General features: G+C 70.8%; 11 protein-coding genes and 1 pseudogene. 9 read left to right on the top strand and 3 right to left on the bottom strand.

The features are described from left to right. Positions 1-9 precede the first annotated feature (9 nt). Entirely contained in the window at positions 10-2,229 is a 2,220-nt protein-coding gene (locus tag J7F03_RS33485; RefSeq protein WP_214956203.1) for a glycoside hydrolase family 3 N-terminal domain-containing protein, read from the top strand. After that, on the top strand, positions 2,226-3,704 hold the full coding sequence (locus tag J7F03_RS33480; RefSeq protein ID WP_214956202.1) for a glycoside hydrolase family 43 protein: 1,479 nt from the start codon (positions 2,226-2,228) through the stop codon (positions 3,702-3,704). Before J7F03_RS33485 ends, J7F03_RS33480 begins: the two co-directional genes overlap by 4 nt. Before the next feature lie 286 nt (positions 3,705-3,990). On the opposite strand, the gene J7F03_RS33475 is transcribed toward J7F03_RS33480, so the two are convergent. Then, the gene (locus J7F03_RS33475) at positions 3,991-5,022 is read right to left on the bottom strand and encodes a LacI family DNA-binding transcriptional regulator (RefSeq protein WP_214956201.1); all 1,032 of its coding nucleotides are present in this window, start codon (positions 5,020-5,022) and stop codon (positions 3,991-3,993) included. A gap of 267 nt (positions 5,023-5,289) precedes the next feature. On the opposite strand from J7F03_RS33475, the gene J7F03_RS33470 reads away from it, so the two are divergent. The 5 genes from J7F03_RS33470 to J7F03_RS33450 all read left to right on the top strand — a co-directional run bounded on the left by J7F03_RS33470 (position 5,290) and on the right by J7F03_RS33450 (position 14,017). Continuing rightward, positions 5,290-6,261 (top strand): glycoside hydrolase family 6 protein, encoded by a 972-nt coding sequence (locus J7F03_RS33470; protein ID WP_214956200.1) that lies wholly within the window; start codon positions 5,290-5,292, stop codon positions 6,259-6,261. A 99-nt stretch (positions 6,262-6,360) separates the two neighbouring features. Continuing rightward, positions 6,361-7,650 carry a glycoside hydrolase family 6 protein gene (locus J7F03_RS33465; protein WP_374104427.1) on the top strand — a complete coding sequence of 430 codons (1,290 nt, stop codon included), beginning with the start codon at positions 6,361-6,363 and terminating at the stop codon, positions 7,648-7,650. Positions 7,651-7,999: 349 nt separating this feature from the next. After that, positions 8,000-9,442 (top strand): endo-1,4-beta-xylanase, encoded by a 1,443-nt coding sequence (locus J7F03_RS33460; protein ID WP_214956199.1) that lies wholly within the window; start codon positions 8,000-8,002, stop codon positions 9,440-9,442. A 25-nt stretch (positions 9,443-9,467) separates the two neighbouring features. Then, positions 9,468-10,832: an RICIN domain-containing protein gene (locus J7F03_RS33455; RefSeq protein ID WP_374104426.1), complete on the top strand. Its 1,365-nt coding sequence runs from the start codon at positions 9,468-9,470 to the stop codon at positions 10,830-10,832. 155 nt (positions 10,833-10,987) lie between these two features. After that, positions 10,988-14,017, top strand: coding sequence for a glycoside hydrolase family 2 TIM barrel-domain containing protein (locus J7F03_RS33450; RefSeq protein ID WP_214956198.1), 3,030 nt, complete (start codon positions 10,988-10,990; stop codon positions 14,015-14,017). A 92-nt stretch (positions 14,018-14,109) separates the two neighbouring features. On the opposite strand, the gene J7F03_RS33445 is transcribed toward J7F03_RS33450, so the two are convergent. Continuing rightward, entirely contained in the window at positions 14,110-16,581 is a 2,472-nt protein-coding gene (locus J7F03_RS33445) for a glycoside hydrolase family 9 protein (RefSeq protein ID WP_214956196.1), read from the bottom strand. A 125-nt stretch (positions 16,582-16,706) separates the two neighbouring features. Beyond that, positions 16,707-17,228 (bottom strand): annotated as a pseudogene (locus tag J7F03_RS33440) (hypothetical protein); the annotation flags it as partial. Between J7F03_RS33440 and J7F03_RS33435 the strand changes: the two are divergent. Both J7F03_RS33435 and tnpB read left to right on the top strand, forming a co-directional pair. After that, positions 17,173-17,748: an IS607 family transposase gene (locus tag J7F03_RS33435; RefSeq protein WP_214956245.1), complete on the top strand. Its 576-nt coding sequence runs from the start codon at positions 17,173-17,175 to the stop codon at positions 17,746-17,748. The pseudogene J7F03_RS33440 and the gene J7F03_RS33435 overlap by 56 nt on opposite strands. Next, complete coding sequence (gene tnpB, locus J7F03_RS33430; protein WP_251072885.1) at positions 17,745-19,202, top strand: IS607 family element RNA-guided endonuclease TnpB; 1,458 nt, start codon at positions 17,745-17,747, stop codon at positions 19,200-19,202. Before J7F03_RS33435 ends, tnpB begins: the two co-directional genes overlap by 4 nt. The last annotated feature ends 68 nt before the right edge of the window (positions 19,203-19,270 follow it).

Genomic DNA, 19,270 nt, shown 5'->3' with positions numbered 1-19,270 from the left:
GAGAACTCCTTGACCGAGCCCTGGCGTGACCCCCTCCTGCCCGTGTCCATACGGGTCGCCGATCTGCTGAAACGGATGACGCTGGAAGAGAAGGCGGGTCAGCTCGCCGGCTTCTGGGCGCTGCCCTCGGATCCGGGGACGCCGGTCGCGCCGATGGAGGACGACTCCGGCGAGTCCGCGCCCGGCCTCGACGACATCGTCGCCCACGGGCTCGGCCAGCTCACCCGGGTGTACGGCACCGCGCCGATCACCGTGGAAGCCGGGATGGAGCGGCTCGCCTCGCTCCAGCGGCAGGTGACCGGAGCCGGCCGGTTCGGGATCCCGGCGGTCGCTCACGAGGAGTGCCTGACCGGGTTCATGACGTTCGGGGCGACGGTCTTCCCCGGGCCGCTGGCCTGGGGTGCGTCCTTCGATCCCGGGCTCGTGCGCCAGATGGCCGCCGCCATCGGCACGGGGATGCGGCGGGTCGGCGTCCACCAAGGGCTGGCCCCGGTGCTCGACGTGGTCCGCGACTACCGGTGGGGCAGGACCGAGGAGTGCATCGGCGAGGATCCCTATCTCGTCGGAGCGATCGGCACCGCTTATGTGCAGGGCTTGGAGGGCGCCGGGATCGTGGCGACGCTCAAGCACTTCGCCGGGTACTCGGCCTCGCGCGGCGGCCGGAACATGGCCCCCGTCGCCTCGGGGCCGCGCGAGTTCGCCGACGTGCTGGTGGAGCCTTTCGTACGGGCACTGCGCGAGGGAGGCGCCCGGTCGGTGATGAACAGTTACACCGACGTGGATGGCGTCCCGGTGGCCGCCGACGAACGGCTGCTGACCGAACTGCTCAGGGGTGAGCTCGGTTTCAGCGGTGTGGTCGTCGCCGACTACTACGCCATCTCCTTCCTGGAGACCCGGCACGGCGTCACCGGATCGCGCGGCGCGGCCGGCGCGCTGGCACTGACCGCCGGAATCGACGTCGAGCTGCCCACGGCCCGTTGCTACGGCGAGCCGCTGACCGCACTCGTGCGGTCAGGAAGCGTACCCGAGGAGCTCATCGACCGGGCCGCGGAACGGGTCCTGCTGCAGAAGGCCGAGCTCGGCCTCCTCGACCCCGACTGGGAACCCGCCGACCCCGGGCCGGTCGACCTCGATCCGCCGGAAAACCGGGCACTGGCCAGGCTCCTGGCCGAACGGTCCACCATCCTGCTCGCCAACGACGGCACCCTGCCGCTGCGGCCGTGCCGGGTGTCGGTCAGCGGGCCGTACGCCGACGACCCCCGGTCCTTCCTCGGCTGCTATTCCTTCCCCAACCACGTCGCGCTGCCCGGCGACCTCGGGCTGGAGATCCCGACGCTCGGCGAGGCGCTCACCGCTGCCGGATTCACGGTCACCGCGGACGATCCGGACGTGAACGTGCTGGTGCTCGGGGACCGGGCGGGCATGTTCGGCCGGGGCACCTCCGGAGAGGGCTGCGACGCCGAGACCCTCGACCTGCCCGGCGATCAGGCCGCGCTCGCCTCCGCCGTTCTGGACTCCGAGGTGCCGACCATCCTGGTCCTCGTCTCCGGACGGCCCTACGCGCTCGGCACGCTGGCCGAGCGCGCATCGGCCGTGGTGCAGGTCTTCTTCCCCGGCGAGGAGGGCGGGACGGCGCTGGCCCGGGTCATCAGCGGGGCCGCGGAACCGTCCGGGCGGCTGCCCGTCTCCATCCCCCGTCAGGTCGGCGGCCAGCCCGGCACCTACCTGCACGGCAGGCTCGGCGGGCACACCGACTGGAGCTCGGTGGACCCGACGCCTCTGTTCCCCTTCGGACACGGGCTGAGCTGGACCAGCTTCACCTGCTCGGAGCTCTCGGTGGATCCCGTCGCCGCGACGGACGGGGCCGTCGCCGTTTCGGTCACGGCACGCAACGTCGGCGAGGTGACCGGGACCGAGGTGGTCCAGCTGTACCTCTCCGACCCCGTGGCGTCCGTCGTCCGGCCGCAGCGGTGGCTCGCCGGATTCGCCAGGGTCGAGCTGCAGCCGGGCGCGGCCGCCCGGATCACGTTCTCCGTCCATGCCGACCGGACCTCTTTCACCGGACTCGACCTGCGCAGAAGAGTGGAGCCCGGGGAGATCGGCGTGGCCGTCGGACGGTCCAGCGGCGATCTTCCGCTCCGGGGCTCCTTCACTCTGGAGGGCCCCGTACGCCACCCGGCGGCCGACCGGGTGCTGTCCGTGCCGGTCGAGATCGTCCCGGTTCCGTGACCGGGTTCTTCGGTGATCCCGTGCTGCCCGGGTTCCGGCCCGACCCGTCCGTCTGCCGGGTGGGAGCTGACTACTACCTGGTGACGTCGAGCTTCGAATGGTTCCCGGGCCTTCCCGTGTTCCACAGCCGCGATCTCGTGAACTGGCGGCGCATCGGCTCCGCGCTCGACCGGGCGTCCCAGCTCGACCTCGACGGGTGCGAGCCCTCACGGGGTTTGTTCGCACCGACGATCCGGCACCATGACGGCGTCTTCCACCTCGTCTGCACGCTGATGGACGGCCCCGGCCATTTCGTCGTCACGGCGACCGACCCGGCGGGGCCGTGGTCGCAGCCGCACTGGCTGGACGGCGAGGGCTTCGACCCGTCGCTGTTCTTCGACGACGGGCCGGACGGCGGCGACGGCCGGGCCTGGTTCACCGCCGCCCGCGTGCTGGACGAGGCCGCCGGCCGCACCGAGATCTGGATGCGCGAATACCTTCCCCGTGAACGACGGCTCACGGGACCCGAGCATGCCCTGTGGTCGGGAAGCCACCCGGATGCCCGGTGGTCGGAAGCCCCGCACCTCTACAAGATCGACGGCACCTATGTCCTGCTCACCGCCGAGGGCGGCACCGACGTGGACCACAGCGTGGTGGCCGCCCGCGCCGACCGCGTGACCGGCCCCTACGAGGGCGCCCCCGGCAACCCGGTGCTCCCACCCGCCAAGGGCCCTGTCACCTGCACCGGGCACGCCGACCTCGTCCAAACCCCGTACGGCGACTGGCGGGCCGTCCTCCTGGGCGTCCGTCCCGGCTCCGCCCTCGGCCGCGAGACCTTCCTCAGCCGGATCACCTGGGAAGAGGGCTGGCCGGTCTTCTCCCCCGTCGTCCACACCGGCCTTCGCCGCCCCCTCCACGACGGCTTCGCCACCCTCTCCGCCGACTGGAGCACCCTGCGCACCCCGGCCGCGCCGTTCTGGACCACCGGCGACGGGCTCCGCCTCCGGCTCCGCCCCGACCGCCTCGGCGAACGCACCACCCCGTCCCTCCTGGCCCGCCCCCAGGAACAGCCCGACTGCGACGTCTCCACCGAACTGCACTTCGCCCCCGCCGCACCGGACGAACAGGCAGGCCTCGCCGTGGTCCTCGACGACGACACCCACCTCCTCTTCCTGCGCACCACGGAAGGACTCAGCCTCCATCACGGGCCCGAGGTCCTGGCCGGCGTTGCCGTCCCCCCGGGCCCCGTTCGCCTGGGAGTCCGCATCCGCGGCTTCAGCCACACCTTCGCCCACGCGGCACCCGACGGTGCCTGGCAGGACCTGACCACCGTCGAAGCCACCTTCCTCACCCCGCTGTTCACCAGCATCCAGCTCGGCCTCTACGCCACCTCCCACGGCCGCCCCTCCACCAACCAAGCCCGCTTCGCCTGGTTCGACATCACGTACCCGGGCCGGCAGGAACCGCCTGGACACCAGGGAGTGTCGTCAAAGTAGCTCCGGCCGCCCGAAGGGCGGGGCCGGTGGGGCCTGGTGCGTGCGATCGCAAGGCGGAGGAGAGAGTCGACGCGGAGCGTCGGCGACCGACGACAACGCGGCCGGGGGTCCCCCCGGACGGAGTCTGGGGGAGTGCGTGCCAGGCCCCACCGGCCAGGAGGGACTTTGACGACACGACCTGGGGCTCTCGTCGCCGATGCGCGCGGGCGTCTGCACACGCGCCGGTCGACCAGGCCCTGGGCCCCGGTACGGGGCCGTGCGCGACCCTGCCGGAAGCGACCGCCGATCAGGCCGACGCGGGCAGGCCGGGGGCGGACTCGCGCACGGTCAGGCGGGTAGGGAGGATCAGCGGGCTGGGACGGTGGCCTTCGATGGCGCTGACCAGCATCCTGGCCATCTCCTGCCCCAGCGCCCGCACCGGCTGATGGACCGTGGTCAGCGGCGGGCTGGTGTGCCGGGCGCTCGCCAGGTCGTTGAAGCCGATCACCGCGACGTCCTCGGGCACCCGGAGCCCCCGTTCCCGCAGGGTGCGCAGAGCGCCGATGGCCATCGCGTCGGAGGCCGCGAACACCGCGTCGGGATCGGTGTGCGCCCGGAGCAGTCGCTCCATCGCCTCGGCGCCGCCCTCCTCGGTGAACTGCCCGGGCTCGACCCCGAGCAGCGGCAAGCCGGACAACGTCAGACCGTCGGTGAACCCCTGCTCCCGCGCGACGGAGGCCCTGGTGTCCACCTGCCCGGTGATCATCACGGGGCGTCGGCGGCCCGTGCGCGCGAAGTGCTCGGCGGCCAGGCGGGCACCGCCCCGGTTGTCGGCGTCCACGTACCACGTGGGCTCCCCGATGAGCGGGAGTCCGCCGAAGACGACGGGGAGATCGACCTCCTCGCCCAGGCGTCCCAGGGGATCGTCGCCACGCAGCGCCATCAGCATGACGCCGTCGGCCCGGCGGGAGCGCAGCAACCGCTCGAACCTCTCCCGGCCGCGGGGGGTGTTGGCCAGCAGCAGGATCAGTTCCAGTTCGGTCTGCTCCAGCGCCGCGCTGACGCCGACGATGACCTCCGCGAAGAACGGGTCCGCGAACAGCCCCGGCTCGTCGCTGGAGAGCGCCAGCACCACCGCTCCGACCCTGCGGGTCGCCAGGGCCTGCGCGGACGGATTGGGCACGAAATCCAGCTCGCGCACCGCCCGTTGGACCGCCTCCCGCTTGGCGCGGCTGACGTGCGGGGCGTTGTTGATCACCCGGGAGGCCGCCGTGCGCGACACACCGGCTCGTGCGGCCACCTCGTCGAGGGTCGGCATGCGCTTGGGTGACGGCTCCATGGAAGAACTGCTCCTCGGGCTCACGCGGTCGGCGAACAGCGGCCATGATTCCACGCACCGTCCCGACTTCGGACCTGCACGCGGATGATGCCCTTGGTTCGATTTGGTAGCGCTTCCAACCTATCGCGCCCTACCGGCCACCGCGGTACTTCTGTGTTCAACCTCTTGACACGCCCTGGCGGCCGACCCAATCATCCCATCAGTGCTGTCCGACCCCCATCAAAACTGGAAGCGCTTCCACTTCCCCACCCCAGCGGAGGAAGAACCATGCGCAAGCCCGTCCGAGCCGCATCCGCCCTGCTGGCCGGTGTCCTCGCCACCGGCCTCGCCGTGATCAACGCCGGCCCGGCGCACGCCGCCGACCCGACCACCATGACCAGCGGCTTCTACGCCGACCCCGACAACTCCGCCCTGCGGTGGACCAACGCGAACCCCGGCGACGGGCGGGCGGCGGCGATCCGGACGTCCATCGCCAACACCCCGGCTGCCCGCTGGTTCGGTAACTGGAGCGGCGACATCGCCGCGGCCACCGGCGCCTACGTCGGCCGCGCGGACGCCTACGACAAGCTGCCGATCCTGGTCGCGTACAACATCCCCAACCGGGACATCTGCGCCGGTCACTCCGGCGGTGGCGCGGGGAGCCGCGCCGCGTACGACGCCTGGATCGCCGCCTTCGCCAGTGGCATCGGCAGCCGCCCGGCCGTGGTCGTCCTCGAACCCGACGCGCTCGGTCACGAGAGCTGCATGACGGCCGGCCAGATCGCCGAGCGCAACGCCATGCTGAAGAACGCCATCGCCCAGTTCAAGGCCAAGGCACCCAATGCCTGGGTCTACCTCGACGCCGGGAATCCCGGCTGGATCGACGCCTCGACCATGGCGCGGCAGCTCGCCGCCGCCGGTGTCAGCGGGGCACGCGGCTTCGCACTGAACGTCTCCAACTACTTCACCGCCGACCAGAACACCTCCTACGGCAACGCGGTCAACTCCGCCCTGAGCTCCTACGGCTACACCAAGCCGTTCGTCGTCGACACCAGCCGCAACGGCAGCGGTTCCAACGGCCAGTGGTGCAACCCCGCCGGCCGCCGGATCGGTACTCCCAGTCAGCGCGGCGGCGGTGCCGAGATGCTGCTGTGGATCAAGATCCCCGGTGAGTCCGACGGCAACTGCGGCGTCGGGTCCGGCTCCTCGGCCGGGCAGTTCCTGCCGGAGGTCGCCTACAAGATGATCTACGGCTACTGAGCCCTTCCCTCACCGGAGGCCGGGCCCTGGCGCCGGGCCGACCCCCACGCGGTCCGACGCCCGGGCCCGCGACCCCAACACCCCCACCGAAGGAACCCCGTGCGTATCCCCCTGCACCGATTAGTCCTGGCAGCGAGCGCACTCACGCTGCTCCTCGGCGCCGTCGCCCCGGCCTCAGCCGAGGCGAGCTCCGCGCCGGCCTCCCACACGCTTCCCACGAACACCCGCTTCTACGTCGATCCCGGCAGCGACGCGGCCCACCAGGCCGTCACCGACCTCGTCCGCGGGGACTTCGAGGGCGCCAAGTCCATGGCGAAGCTGGCCAGTTGGCCGGAGGCCGTCTGGTTCACCGACGGCACCCCGGAGCAGGTCGAATCCCGCGTACGCGACCTGGTGCGCCGCGCCGAACGAACCCGGACGGTTCCCGCCCTGGTGGCCTACAACATCCCGCTGCGCGACTGCTCCCAGTACTCCTCCGGGGGTGCGCAGTCGGACGCCGAGTACCAGGCCTGGATCAGCGCCTTCGCCCGGGGGCTCGGCCGCAGCAAGGCCGTCGTCATCCTCGAACCGGACGGGCTGGCCAACCTCCCCTCCGACTGCGGTCCCGGCAGCGACCCCACCGGCGCGATCACCACCGGACGCTTCGCCGACCTCAACCACGCGATCGACGTCCTGGGGCAGCAGCCGAACAGCGTCGTCTACCTCGACGCCGGCAACAGCCACTGGCGCAGCGTCGGCGACATCGCGCAACGCCTCCTCCAGGCCGGTGTCACCCATGCCCAGGGCTTCTCGCTGAACGTCTCCAACCATCTGGCCACCGACCTGTCCACCCACTACGGCACCTGGGTCTCCCAGTGCCTGTGGTTCGCCACCAAGGGCCCGGACTGGGCCAGGGGGCACGCCGACTGGTGCGCGAGCCAGTACTACTCCCCCGCAGCACCGAACGACGGGCAGCCTGGAAACTCCGTGAACGTGGACGACCCGTCCACTTGGCACTGGACCGACCGCTGGTTCCAGCAGAACGTCGGTACCCCGCCCGCGCAAGAGCTCACCCACCTGGTCGTCGACACGAGCCGCAACGGCCGGGGCGCCTGGACCCCGCCCGCGGGCAAGTACAGCGGCGACCCGCAAACCTGGTGCAACGCTCCCGGTCGCGGCATCGGCGACCGGCCGACCGCGAACACCGGCGTCCCGCTCGTCGACGCCTATCTGTGGATCAAGACCGTCGGCCAGTCCGACGGCCAGTGCAACCGCGGCATCCCGGGCGGCACCATCGACCCGGAGTACGGCATCGTCGATCCCGCGGCCGGCGTGTGGTGGCCTGAGCAGGCCAAGTCCCTCGTCCGGAACGCCAACCCGGCACTGGAGTTCAACACGGTTCTGCGCTGACCGAGGCAGGGAAATATCCGATATGGCCTGAGCTTTCGGCGACAGCCCACCTTGGGCGATCCTCATCGAAATACTTTCGATGAGGATCGCCCAATTGAAAGGGGCTACCAGGTCACTTCAATGGGGCGAATTCTCGAAATCCTTTCGAAACTCTTGACTTGTTTCGGCGGGGTTTCCAGACTGATGCCCGAGGTGGTGCGGCCCGTCTGTGTCCGGGTTCCGGGTGCCGTCCTCGGATCTTTACGCCCTGGTGGTGAGCGTCCTTTCTCAATGGACGCGGGCGTCGTTCACGCGGATTCACTCTGCCGCGCTCCAATCCTTCCGTGATTTCTTTCCTGGAGGCCAATTCATGGGCTCACATGCCATTCCCTCACCCACCGTCCGCCGGAAGATCGGCGGCCTTTATATGGCCCTGGTCGTCGGCGTCCTCGGTTCGGCCGTCGCGCTGGTGGCGCCGCTGACCTCACACGCCGCCGAGAGCACGCTCGGCAGCGCGGCGACGCAGAGCGGCCGTTACTTCGGCACCGCCATCGCCTCGGGCAGGCTGGGCGACTCGGCGTACACGACGATCGCGGGCCGCGAGTTCAACTCCGTGACGGCCGAGAACGAGATGAAGATCGACGCCACCGAACCCCAGCGGGGCCAGTTCAACTTCACCGCCGGTGACCGCGTCTACAACTGGGCGGTGCAGAACGGCAAACAGGTGCGCGGCCACACCCTGGCCTGGCACTCCCAGCAGCCCGGCTGGATGCAGAGCCTCAGCGGCAGCACGCTGCGCCAGGCGATGACCAGCCACATCAACGGCGTGATGGCCCACTACAAGGGCAAGATCGGCCAGTGGGACGTCGTGAACGAGGCCTTCGAGGACGGCAGTTCGGGAGCCCGGCGCGACTCCAACCTCCAGCGCACCGGCAACGACTGGATCGAGGTCGCCTTCCGCACCGCGCGCGCCGCCGACCCGGCCGCCAAGCTCTGCTACAACGACTACAACGTCGAGAACTGGACCTGGGCCAAAACCCAGGCCATGTACACCATGGTCCGGGACTTCAAGCAGCGCGGCGTGCCGATCGACTGCGTCGGCTTCCAGTCCCACTTCAACAGCGACAGCCCCTACAACAGCAACTTCCGCACCACCCTGCAGAGCTTCGCCGCCCTCGGCGTCGATGTCGCCGTCACCGAACTCGACATCCAGGGCGCGTCGGCCACGACCTACGCCAACGTGACCAACGACTGCCTGGCCGTCCCGCGCTGCCTCGGCATCACCGTCTGGGGAGTGCGCGACACCGACTCCTGGCGGTCGGAGCAATCGCCGCTGCTGTTCGACGGCAACGGCAACAAGAAGCCCGCCTACACCTCCGTGCTCAACGCGCTCAACGCCGGCTCCTCCACCCCCACTCCGACGCCCACGCCCGGTTCCGGACAGGTCAAGGGCGTCGGTTCGGGCCGCTGCCTGGACGTGCCCGGTTCCAGCACCACCGACGGCACCCAGCTCAACCTGTGGGACTGCAACAACCGCACCAACCAGCAGTGGTCGTACACCGCCGGGGGCGAGCTCAAGGTCTACGGCGACAAGTGCCTGGACGCCGCCGGCACCGGCAACGGCACCAAGGTCCAGATCTACAGCTGCTGGGGCGGCGACAACCAGAAGTGGCGCCTCAACTCCGACGGATCCATCGTCGGAATCCAGTCCGGCCTCTGCCTGGACGCCGTCGGCACCGGCACCGCCAACGGCACCCTGATCCAGCTCTACTCCTGCTCGGGCGGCAGCAACCAGCGCTGGACCCGCACGTGACCTGCCGCAGTGAAGGGGTGAGCCGATGAAGACCTACGGCGCGGCTTCCCCCGCCCCTCCACACCGAAACCGGTGGTCCCGGTTGGCCGCCGTAGTGGCGGCGACCCTTGCGATCGGCATGCTCGTCGCGGTGAATCCGGCGCCCGCCCGAGCGGCGATGGTGGACGGCAATGCCTGGTACGTCCTGGTCAATCGCAACAGCGGCAAGGCACTGGACGTCTATGGCGTGTCCACCGCCGACGGCGCGCGGGTCAGCCAGTGGACGCGCAGCGACGGAGCCAACCAGCAGTGGCAGTTCGTGGACTCCGGCGGCGGCTTCTACCGGCTCAAGGCGCGGCATTCGGGCAAGGTCCTCGACGTGGCCGGCGCCTCGACCGCCGATGGCGCCGCGATCACGCAGTGGGCCGACGGCAACGGGTCCAACCAGCAGTTCCGCCTGGCGGACTCCGACGCCGGCCACGTCCGGCTGATCAACCGCAACAGCGGCAAGGCCGTCGAGGTGCAGGGCGGCTCCACCGCCGACGGCGGCAACGTCGTCCAGTACACCGACTGGGGCGGCGCCAACCAGCAATGGCAGATGGTCAAGCTGTCGTCCGGAGGCGGCGGATGCGGCAGCGCCCCGACCCTGGCAAGCGGTACGCACACGATTCAGAGCAGCGGCAAGAGCCGCAGTTTCATCCTCAGAATTCCCGACAACTACACCAGCAGCCAGCCCTACCGGCTGATCTTCGCGTTCCACTGGCGGGGCGGAACCGCCGGCGAAGTCGCTTCGGGCGGAACGAGCGGAAACGCCTGGTCCTACTACGGCCAACAGGAACAGTCGAGCAACAGCGCGATCCTCGTCGCGCCCCAGGGCCTCGGCAACGGCTGGGCCAATTCGGGCGGTGAGGACATCACCTTCGTCGACGACATGATCCGGCGAATCGAGGGCGGCCTCTGCGTCAACACGGCGCAGCGTTTCGCCACGGGTTTCAGCTGGGGCGGCGGCATGAGCTACGCACTCGCATGCACCCGGGCGAACGTCTTCAGGGCTGTCGCGGTCATTTCCGGCGCACAGATCAGCGGGTGCGGTGACGGCACCCGGCCCATCGCCTACTTCGGAATCCACGGCATCAGCGACTCCGTCCTCAGCATCGCGCAAGGACGGTCCCTGCGCGACAGGTTCGTCAGCAACAACGGCTGCACTCCCCAGAGCCCGCGCGAGCCCGCGCCGGGCAGCCGCACGCACATCACCACCACCTACTCGGGCTGCCGCGCCGGGTACCCGGTCCAGTGGGCCGCGTTCGACGGCGGCCACCTGCCCGGTCCGGTCGACGGCTCCCCCAACGAGAGCGGCGTCGCGACCTGGACCAAGACGGAGATCTGGAGGTTCTTCGCACAGTTCCAGTGACACACCCGCACCAGGTGAGTGGAGCCAGGATGATCCTGGCTCCACTCCGTCGTCGTCCCTCTCAGGTCCGGCGGCGGTGCGCATGACGCGCTTCCCGCAAGACACCTTCGATAGTACGGTCGCCCGCATCACCTGCGACCGCCGGAGGTTTCCGCATGTCCGCCCGCTATTTCGAGGACTACGCACCCGGCCACGGCAGGGCCGCACCGCGCGCGGCCCTGGACTCCGATGCCCCCAAAATCGACCTCAACGGGGACTGGGCGTTCCGGTTCTCACCTGCCCTGCGCCCGGAACCGGACGGATTCGAAGCCCCGGACTTCGACGACGGCTCCTGGGACGCCCTTCGCGTCCCCTCGCACTGGCAGCTGAGGGGCCACGGTCGGCCCGTCTACGTCAACAACGCCTACCCGATACCGGTCGACCCTCCCTTCGTCCCGGACGAGAACGAGACCGGGGACTACCGCCGGATCTTCGACCTGCCCCGCACCTGGGCGGGCACGCCGGCCGTGCTGCGCTTCGAGGGCGTGGACTCGTGCGCCCGGGTCTGGCTGGGCGGCCGCGAGCTGGGCGTCACCTACGGCAGCCGCCTGCCGACCGAGTTCGACGTGACCGGGCTGCTGCGGCCCGGCCGCAACGTGCTGGCGGTCCGGGTGCACCAGTTCTCCGCCGGCACCTACCTCGAGGACCAGGACACCTGGCGCCTGTCGGGCATCTTCCGCGACGTGTCCCTGCTGGCCCGCCCCGCGGGCGGCATCCGGGACGTCTTCGTACACGCCGGCTACGACGCGGACACCGGCGCGGGCCGGCTCCGGGTGGAGGCCGACGCCGACGCGCCGGTGCGGATCGACATCCCGGCCCTCGGGATCCACGACCAGCCGGCCGGAGCCGAGTTCGCCTTCCCGGCGGTACGGCCCTGGAGCGCGGAGGATCCTCAGCTCTACAACGCGTACCTGGCCACCGCCGCCGAGCGGGTCCAGATCCGGGTGGGCTTCCGCAGCATCGCCGTCGACGAGGCCGGAGTACTCCGGGCGAACGGCCGCCGGGTGGTGCTGCGCGGGGTGAACCGGCACGAGTTCGACCCTGACCACGGCCGTGCGCTCTCGCTCGGAACCATGCGCCGCGACGTGGAGTTGATGAAGCAGCACAACATCAACGCCGTGCGCACCGCGCACTACCCGCCGCACCCCGCGTTCCTCGACCTGTGCGACGAGCTCGGCCTGTGGGTCATGGTCGAATGCGACCTGGAGACCCACGGCTTCGAGCACGCCGACCCGGAGCGCTGGCAGCGCAACCCCTCCGACGATCCCCGCTGGCGCGACGCCTACCTGGACCGCATCGAGCGGACCGTGGAACGGGACAAGAACCACCCGAGCGTCATCCTGTGGTCGCTGGGCAACGAGGCCGGGGACGGAGGCAACCTTCGGGCCATGGCCCAATGGGTCCGGCGGCGCGACCCGTCCCGACCGATCCACTACGAGGGCGACCGGCTCGGCGAGTACACCGACGTACACGGCGAGATGTACCGCCCGCCCGCCGCCGTCGCCCGGATCGGCCGGGGAGAGCTACTGCCGGGCGAGGTCTCCTACCCGGCCCGCGCCGGCTCCGGCGACCCGGCGGACGACGCGCGCAACCGCAAGCCCTTCCTGCTCACCGAGTTCGCCCACGCCATGGGGAACGGGCCCGGTGGGCTCACCGAATACCTCCGGCTGTGCGGCGAGTACCCCCGGGTCCAGGGTGGCTACGTCTGGGAGTGGATGGACCAGGGGCTGCGCACCCGTGACGCCCAGGGGCGCGAGTTCTTCGGCTACGGCGGCGACTTCGGCGAGGACCTGCACGACGGCAACTTCATCTGCGACGGCCTGGTCCTTCCCGACCGCACCCCCTCCCCCGGTCTCCTGGAGTACGCCAAGGTGATCGCCCCCGTCCGGATCGGCCCCGGCCCGGAAGCGGACACCCTCGCGGTGGAGAACCGCTACGAGGTGCTGGACCTGTCCCATCTGCGGTTCACCTGGTCGCTGGCCCGCGAAGGGGTCGAGCTGGCCCACGGCGTACTGCCCACACCGGAGCTCGCCGCCGGGGAGCACGGACGGCTGCCGCTGCCCCGGCTGGACCCTCCGGGCGGGCAGGACGACGGGGGCGAGCTCTGGCTCACCGTCCAGGCGGAGCTGGGCAAGCTCGCGGACTGGGCCCCCGAAGGTCACGTGGTCGCCTGGGGGCAGCTCCAGCTCTCCTCGACGCGCCGCCGCCGGCCGGCCCGCCCGCCGGGGCCGGCCCGTAGCGAGGGCGAGCACATCCTGCTCGGCCCCGGCCGCTTCGACCGGACCACCGGAGCTCTGCTCGGCATCGGCGGACTTCCCCTGCGCGGACCACGGCTGAACCTGTGGCGCGCCCCCACCGACAACGACCGCGGCTGGTCCCAGCGCGACGCCGCCTACTGGAAGGACCGCGGGCTGGACCGACTGCGGCAGCGCACCGTCTCCGTCACCCCTGACGCACACGGCATGGCCGTCGTCGTCCGCAGTGGCGCCGCCGCGGGCAACTCCGGCTACCTCACCACCTACCGCTGGGACAGCGACGGTGACAGCCTGCGCCTGCGGGTGCGTGCCGAACCCGTCGGCCACTGGCCGGAGCGGGGCGACGACTTCCACGACACCATGGTGGACCCGGCACTCCCGCCGGAGGAACATCAGGAGCTGGCCCGCAGGAACAGGTCCCGCTCACTGGCCCGCATCGGACTCGCCTGGGAGGTTCCCGCCGACTGGTCCCAGGTGGAGTGGTTCGGTACGGGCCCGGGCGAGGCCTACCCCGACTCGCGTCAGGCAGTGCGCGTCGGACGTTTCCGCGCGACCGTGGAGGAGCTGCAGACGCCCTACGTGCGCCCCCAGGAGAACGGCAACCGTGCGGACGTCCGCTGGGCCACCTTCACCGACGGAGCAGGGAACGGACTGCGCGTCGGCGGTGAGGAGCCGTTCCATTTCGCCGCGCGCCGCTGGACCGACCGACAGCTCGACGCCGCACGGCACCACAGCGATCTCGTCCCGGGCCCGGTGATCCACCTCCACACCGACCATGCCGTCCAGGGCCTCGGCAGCGCCGCCGTGGGACCCGGTGTCCTGCCTCAGTACCGGCTCGAACTCGCTTCGGCGGACTTCACGTTCCTCCTGACTCCCCTGCCACGGAGCTGAGACAGCCGAGCAGCCCGCCGCACCAGGTTTCCTGGTGCGGCGGGCCGCTGCGTGCCTGGTCAGTCGGCGGGCGGACAGGGCGTGCTGATCGTTCAGGAGCAGAGTGCACCGTTGAGCGTGTAGCGCGCCGGGACCGCGTTGGTACCCGAATACGTCGCCTGGAAGCCGAAGCTCACGCTGCCGCCGGGCGCCACCGTACCGTTCCACCCGGAGTCCCGGGCGGTGACCGTGCTGCCCGACTGACTCACCGTGGCGTTCCAGGCGTTGCTGATCCGCTGATCACCCGCGAAGCTCCAGCCGAGGGTCCACCCGGAGATCGCCGACGTTCCGGTGTTCCTCACGGTCACCGTCGCGGTGAAGCCGTTGTCCCAAGCGTTGTCGATCCGGTACGCCACCGTGCAGGCGGCCACCGACGCGTCGTCGTCCGCCTCCGTCGCCGTGAGCGTCGCCGGCTGCACGCCGGAACCACCGACCGTGAACGTCGCGCTACCCGGCAGCGCGTCGGCATCCTGCGCGGCGAAGACCGAAACCTGCTGCGTCGTGGCCCAGTTGGCCGGGGTGAACACCAGGGTCGCGGCTGCCGACAGGTCCTGGTCGCCGGAGTCGCGGGCGACCGTCAGCGTGACGTTCTGCGCGGGCGCGGCCGACAACCGCACGCCCACCGGCGCCGAACCGCCCTCCGGGACCGTCAGCACCGCCGGTGACACCTGGACCGCGGGCACCGCCGGGGCGCCGCGCCGCTCGGCCGCGAAGGCCGCCAGCCAGGCCAGCGAGGCGTTCCAGTTGATGGCCACCTCGTTGGTGGCGTACGAGCCGATGTCATCCACGTAGCACGCCGCCGGCGCGCAGCCCGCGAGCTTCTCCTTGGCCACCGGGTCCTCCAGCCCCGCGTTCGGCCCGCCCGCGAAGGAACCGGCCGGCGGGTGCGGCAGCGAGGCGTCGTTCTGGTGCGCCCAGAACCTGTGGTGCTGGTTCTCGGAGTAGCGATCGCCGTAGCCGGTGACGTAGGAGAGGCCGAGCGCGTTCCGGCCGAGCAGGTAGTCCAGGGACTCCAGCGCTCCGGCTCGGTAGCGTTGCTGACCGGTGAGCTCGTAGGCAACGGCCAGCACCATCGCGTTGTTGGTGACGGAGCTGTTGGAGCCCCACACGTATCCGGTGGTGGCGAGTGGCACCGCGTAGCCCTGTCCGGCCATGGTGGACAGGTGGCCGTCGGCGGCCGAGGTCAGCAGTCCCCGCAGCCGGGCCGTGTCGTCGGCGGGCAGGGCCACGCCGACGCCGGTGGCGAGAGTGATCCGGCCGAGCGTCGCGGTACCGCCCCACCAGAACCCGTCGACGGGCTTGGTGTGGTGCGCAGAGGAGGTGACGGCGTCCCGGTACTGCGACTCACCGGTGGTGGCCAGGAGTTCCGCTGCCGCCCAGTAGAACTCGTCGGAGACGTCGGCGTCCTCGTACGCGCCGCCGCCGGTGTTGTCGGTCGCCGGGGCGAGCACGTTCGGGTTGCCCTTGGCAGCCGTCCAGGCGCGGCGGGACGCGTCCAGGCAGCGCGCGGCGAACGCGGCGTCGTACGGCGCGTACACCCGGGCACACTGCGCGGCCGAGGCCGCCAGATTCAGCGTCGCCGCGGTCGATGGCTTGTGCAACTCACGTTGCTCGGCATCGAGTTCGGGACGCGTCGGCAGAGCGGTCCACTTGGTGTCGTGCATCTTGTGGAAGGCCATCCCGGCCATCGGCTTCCCGGCCGGGACCTGCATCCGCAGCAGGAACTCCAGCTCCCAGCGGGCCTCGTCCAGCACGTCCGGCGTCCCGTTGCCACGCTCCGGCACCCGCAGCGTCGCGTCGCCGAGCGCCGCGTCGCCGCCCGAACGGCGTGCCCGCTCGTAGGAGTTGACCATTTCCCAGACGGAGATGCCGCCGTTGACCACGTACTTGCCGTGGTCGCCCGCGTCGTACCAGCCGCCGCGCACGTCCTGTTGGTAGTCGCACACCCCGGCCTGGCAGGGGACGCTGGTGTCGCCCTTGTTCGGGGCGATGCCCAGGTGCCCGGCGGGGCGGGCGTAGGCACTGCCGCCCGCCAGGGCCGCGTCGATCGCGGTACCGCTGCGCTGCTGGTAGAAGAACGACATGCTGTCGGCGCGCAGTCCGTCGTACAGCGATGCGGAGATGTCGAAGGGGTGGCTGGTCTGGCCGCCGACGCCCAGGGTGTAGCCGGTGCCGGTGCCGGTGTACGCGCCGAAGTCCACCAGGTGCGTGGACTGGCCGGACGCCTGGTCGGCGCCGCGCACCGTGGTGGTGCCCGAGGCAGCCACCGTGCCGGAGGCGTCGCGCAGTTGCCAGGCGAGCGGGGCGGTCGCGGAGCTGACCACGGTGGCCCGCTTGGGGCCGTCGGGCAGGTAGCCGAGCTGGTTGACCCGGACGGGTGTGTCGGCAGCGGCGGCCACGGTGGCGGCAGCCGCGACCGGAACGGTCAGGGCGGTCGTGGACAGGGCGCCGACGGCCAGCGCGAAGCCGGCGAGCACGGCGGCCGCGCGACGCGGCACACGGCGGGCGGGGGTGACAGGAGGCACGGGTGGAGCCTTCCTTGGGGGGTGGGGGACAAAAGTGGGAGCGCTCCCAATCAAGCCAGCCGTCGGATGGTCCGTCAAGACAACTGTCTGGCCCGGTAGTTGACTTGCCTTTGACTGTCGATCCGCCAGTAGACGGTGTAGTCGAAGCCCTGGGCGTCGTGGAACGGGGTGAGGTCGACCTCCGTGCCGTTGGCGAGGGCGGTGAAGGCGAGGGCGGTGCTGCCGGTTCGGGTGATCGATGAGGGGTCCAGGGCCGGGAGGGAGGACAGCGTGGTGCTGCCGTAGTTGCCGGCGAGGACGGCGGGGCCGTAGGTGATCGCCGCGACGCCGGGGTCGTCGGCGGCGGCCTGGAGGACCACGCGCATGGGGAGCTTCACGGTGACGGTGTCGCCGGAGGCCCAGGACCGGGTGAGGGTGGCGTAGGTGCCCGGGTCGGCCGTCACGGTCTGGGCGACGCCGTTGACGCTGATGGTGGCGCCCGAGGTCCATGCGGGGATGCGAACGCGCATCGACCAGGTCCCGCCGACGCTGCCGGTGACCTTGAGCGCCGTGGTGTCGTCGGCCGGGTAGGAGGTCGTCTGGGTGACCGCGATGCCCCGCTGGGTCCAGTTCAGGACGGAGGGGAGGAACAGGTTCACCGTGAGGGTGGCGCCGTCGGGCCGTATGCCGGTCCCGGTCGTCCAGACGCCGTCGGGTACATGGCTCGTGACCGAGCCCGCCCCGCAGGCTGCGGGACGGGTCGTGGCGTACTGTCGTGTCTCGTCCGGTGACCAGAAAACGGATCTGGAGCGCCAGGTCGCCCGGACCGTGCAGGGCGCAACGGCCCAGGGTCTCGCGGTCGCTGGTGTGGTGACGGAGGTCGGCTCCGGCTTGAACGGGCGCCGCCGCAAGCTGCACCGACTGCTCGCCGACCCGGGTGTGGGCACGATCGTGGTCGAGCAGCGAGAGCGCCTCGCCCGGTTCGGTGTCGAGCACCTTGAAGCCGCCCTCTCGGCCTCGGGGCGACGCTTGGTCGTCCTTGACCCGGCGGAGACCGCAGACGACCTCGTACGGGACATCACCGAGGTCCTGACCTCGATGTGCGCCCGCTTGTACGGCCGCCGCTCCGCGAGGAATCGCGCCGCCCAGGCCGTCGCCGTCGCCACCGGCCCGGAGGTGGCCGGATGAAGAAGTTCAAGCCACGGCCGGGCTTCACCGTCCTCGCGCACAAGCTCGCGCTGGACCCGAATGCCACGACCAACCGCCACCTGCATTCGCACGCAGGTGCCGCGCGGGCATCGTACAACTGGGCGGTCGCGTACATCACCGCCGTGTGGTGGCAGCGTAAGGCCGAGCAGTCGTACGGCATCCCCGAGGGCGAGTTGACTCCGTGGCGGTCGTGGTCGCTGTCCTCGCTGCGGAAGGCGTTCAACGAGGACAAGCGCATCAACCCGCGCTTCGCCGACTGGTGGGAGGAGAACTCCAAGGAGGCATACAACACCGGCCTTGCCAACGCGTCGGCCGCGTTCGACAACTATGCGAAGTCGAAGAGCGGCAAGCGCAAGGGCCGCAAGATGGGCATTCCCCGCTTCAAGTCGAAGGGGAAAGCGTGCCTGGCCTGCCGGTTCACCACGGGGACGATCCGTATCGAGCCTGACGGGCGGCATGTCACCCTGCCCAGGGTCGGCACGGTCCGCGTCCACGAGGACGCCTCCCATCTGCGGACTCTCCTCGACGCCGGGCATATGCGGATCCTGTCCGCGACCGCATCTCTGGACCGGGGCCGCTGGTTCGTGTCGCTCCAGGTCGAGGAGAAGCGTCAACTGGTGAGAGTGACCCGTCCGGACGCGGCGGTCGGCATCGACCTCGGCATCAAGGCGCTGGCCGTCCTCGCGGACAGCGACGGTGTCCTCGGCGAGGAACCCAACCCACGCCACCTCGACCGCGCCCAGAAACAGCTGCGCCGCGCCAGCCGTGCCGTCTCCCGCCGCCGCGGCCCCGACCGGCGCACCGGGCAGCAGGCGTCGAAGCGCTGGGAGAAGGCCAACCAGGCGCGGAACAAGATCCATCACCGGGTAGCGAACCTCCGTGAGGACACTCTTCACAAGATGACGACCCGCCTCGCCCGCGAGTACGGCACGATCGTCGTCGAAGACCTCAACGTCGCCGGCATGGGCCGCAACCGGCGCCTGTCCCGCCGCATAGCGGATGCCGCGTTCGGCGAGATCCGACGCCAGCTCACCTACAAGACCCGCCGGCACGGCACGCGACTCATCGTCGCCGACCGCTGGTACCCCTCCTCGAAGACCTGCTCCCGCTGCGGTGTGGTGAAAGCCAAGCTGCCCCTCAGCATGCGCGTCTTCGAGTGCGACAACTGCGGCCTGGTCCTCGACCGGGACGCCAACGCCGGACACAACCTGGTCGCCCTCGCGGCCCGCACGACAGGTACCGCAGTGGCCGGAGACCTGGACCCCGCCAAGGCGGAGTCGAAGCCCCGTGGAGCCGACCGGAAGACCCGAACCACCCGCCCGCGCCGCAAGGCAGGGACGGGGCGGGCAGGTGGCGAAATCCCCAGCCCCCGGGCCGGGAAGGAAACGGGAGACCGTCAACAGGACACCGGCGCGCAACTCGCGCCCCGGTGAGACCGTTACGGACCATTCCAGTGGAAACACCGGGATTGCTGAGATCACTTGATGATCAAAGCAACGGT

This window comes from Streptomyces sp. ISL-43, assembly GCF_018614195.1.
Taxonomy (GTDB): domain Bacteria; phylum Actinomycetota; class Actinomycetes; order Streptomycetales; family Streptomycetaceae; genus Streptomyces.
Note: the sequence above shows the minus strand (reverse complement) of the source record. Positions and strands in the feature narration are given on the sequence as shown.

Excerpts from the sequence above, each read along its gene's own strand:
- J7F03_RS33435 (WP_214956245.1), top strand. The coding sequence starts at position 17,173 with ATGCCCCGCTGGGTCCAGTTCAGGACGGAGGGGAGGAACAGGTTCACC.
- J7F03_RS33455 (WP_374104426.1), top strand. The coding sequence starts at position 9,468 with ATGAAGACCTACGGCGCGGCTTCCCCCGCCCCTCCACACCGAAACCGG.
- J7F03_RS33450 (WP_214956198.1), top strand. The coding sequence starts at position 10,988 with ATGTCCGCCCGCTATTTCGAGGACTACGCACCCGGCCACGGCAGGGCC.
- J7F03_RS33475 (WP_214956201.1), bottom strand. The coding sequence starts at position 5,022 with ATGGAGCCGTCACCCAAGCGCATGCCGACCCTCGACGAGGTGGCCGCA.
- tnpB (WP_251072885.1), top strand. The coding sequence starts at position 17,745 with ATGAAGAAGTTCAAGCCACGGCCGGGCTTCACCGTCCTCGCGCACAAG.
- J7F03_RS33460 (WP_214956199.1), top strand. The coding sequence starts at position 8,000 with ATGGGCTCACATGCCATTCCCTCACCCACCGTCCGCCGGAAGATCGGC.
- J7F03_RS33470 (WP_214956200.1), top strand. The coding sequence starts at position 5,290 with ATGCGCAAGCCCGTCCGAGCCGCATCCGCCCTGCTGGCCGGTGTCCTC.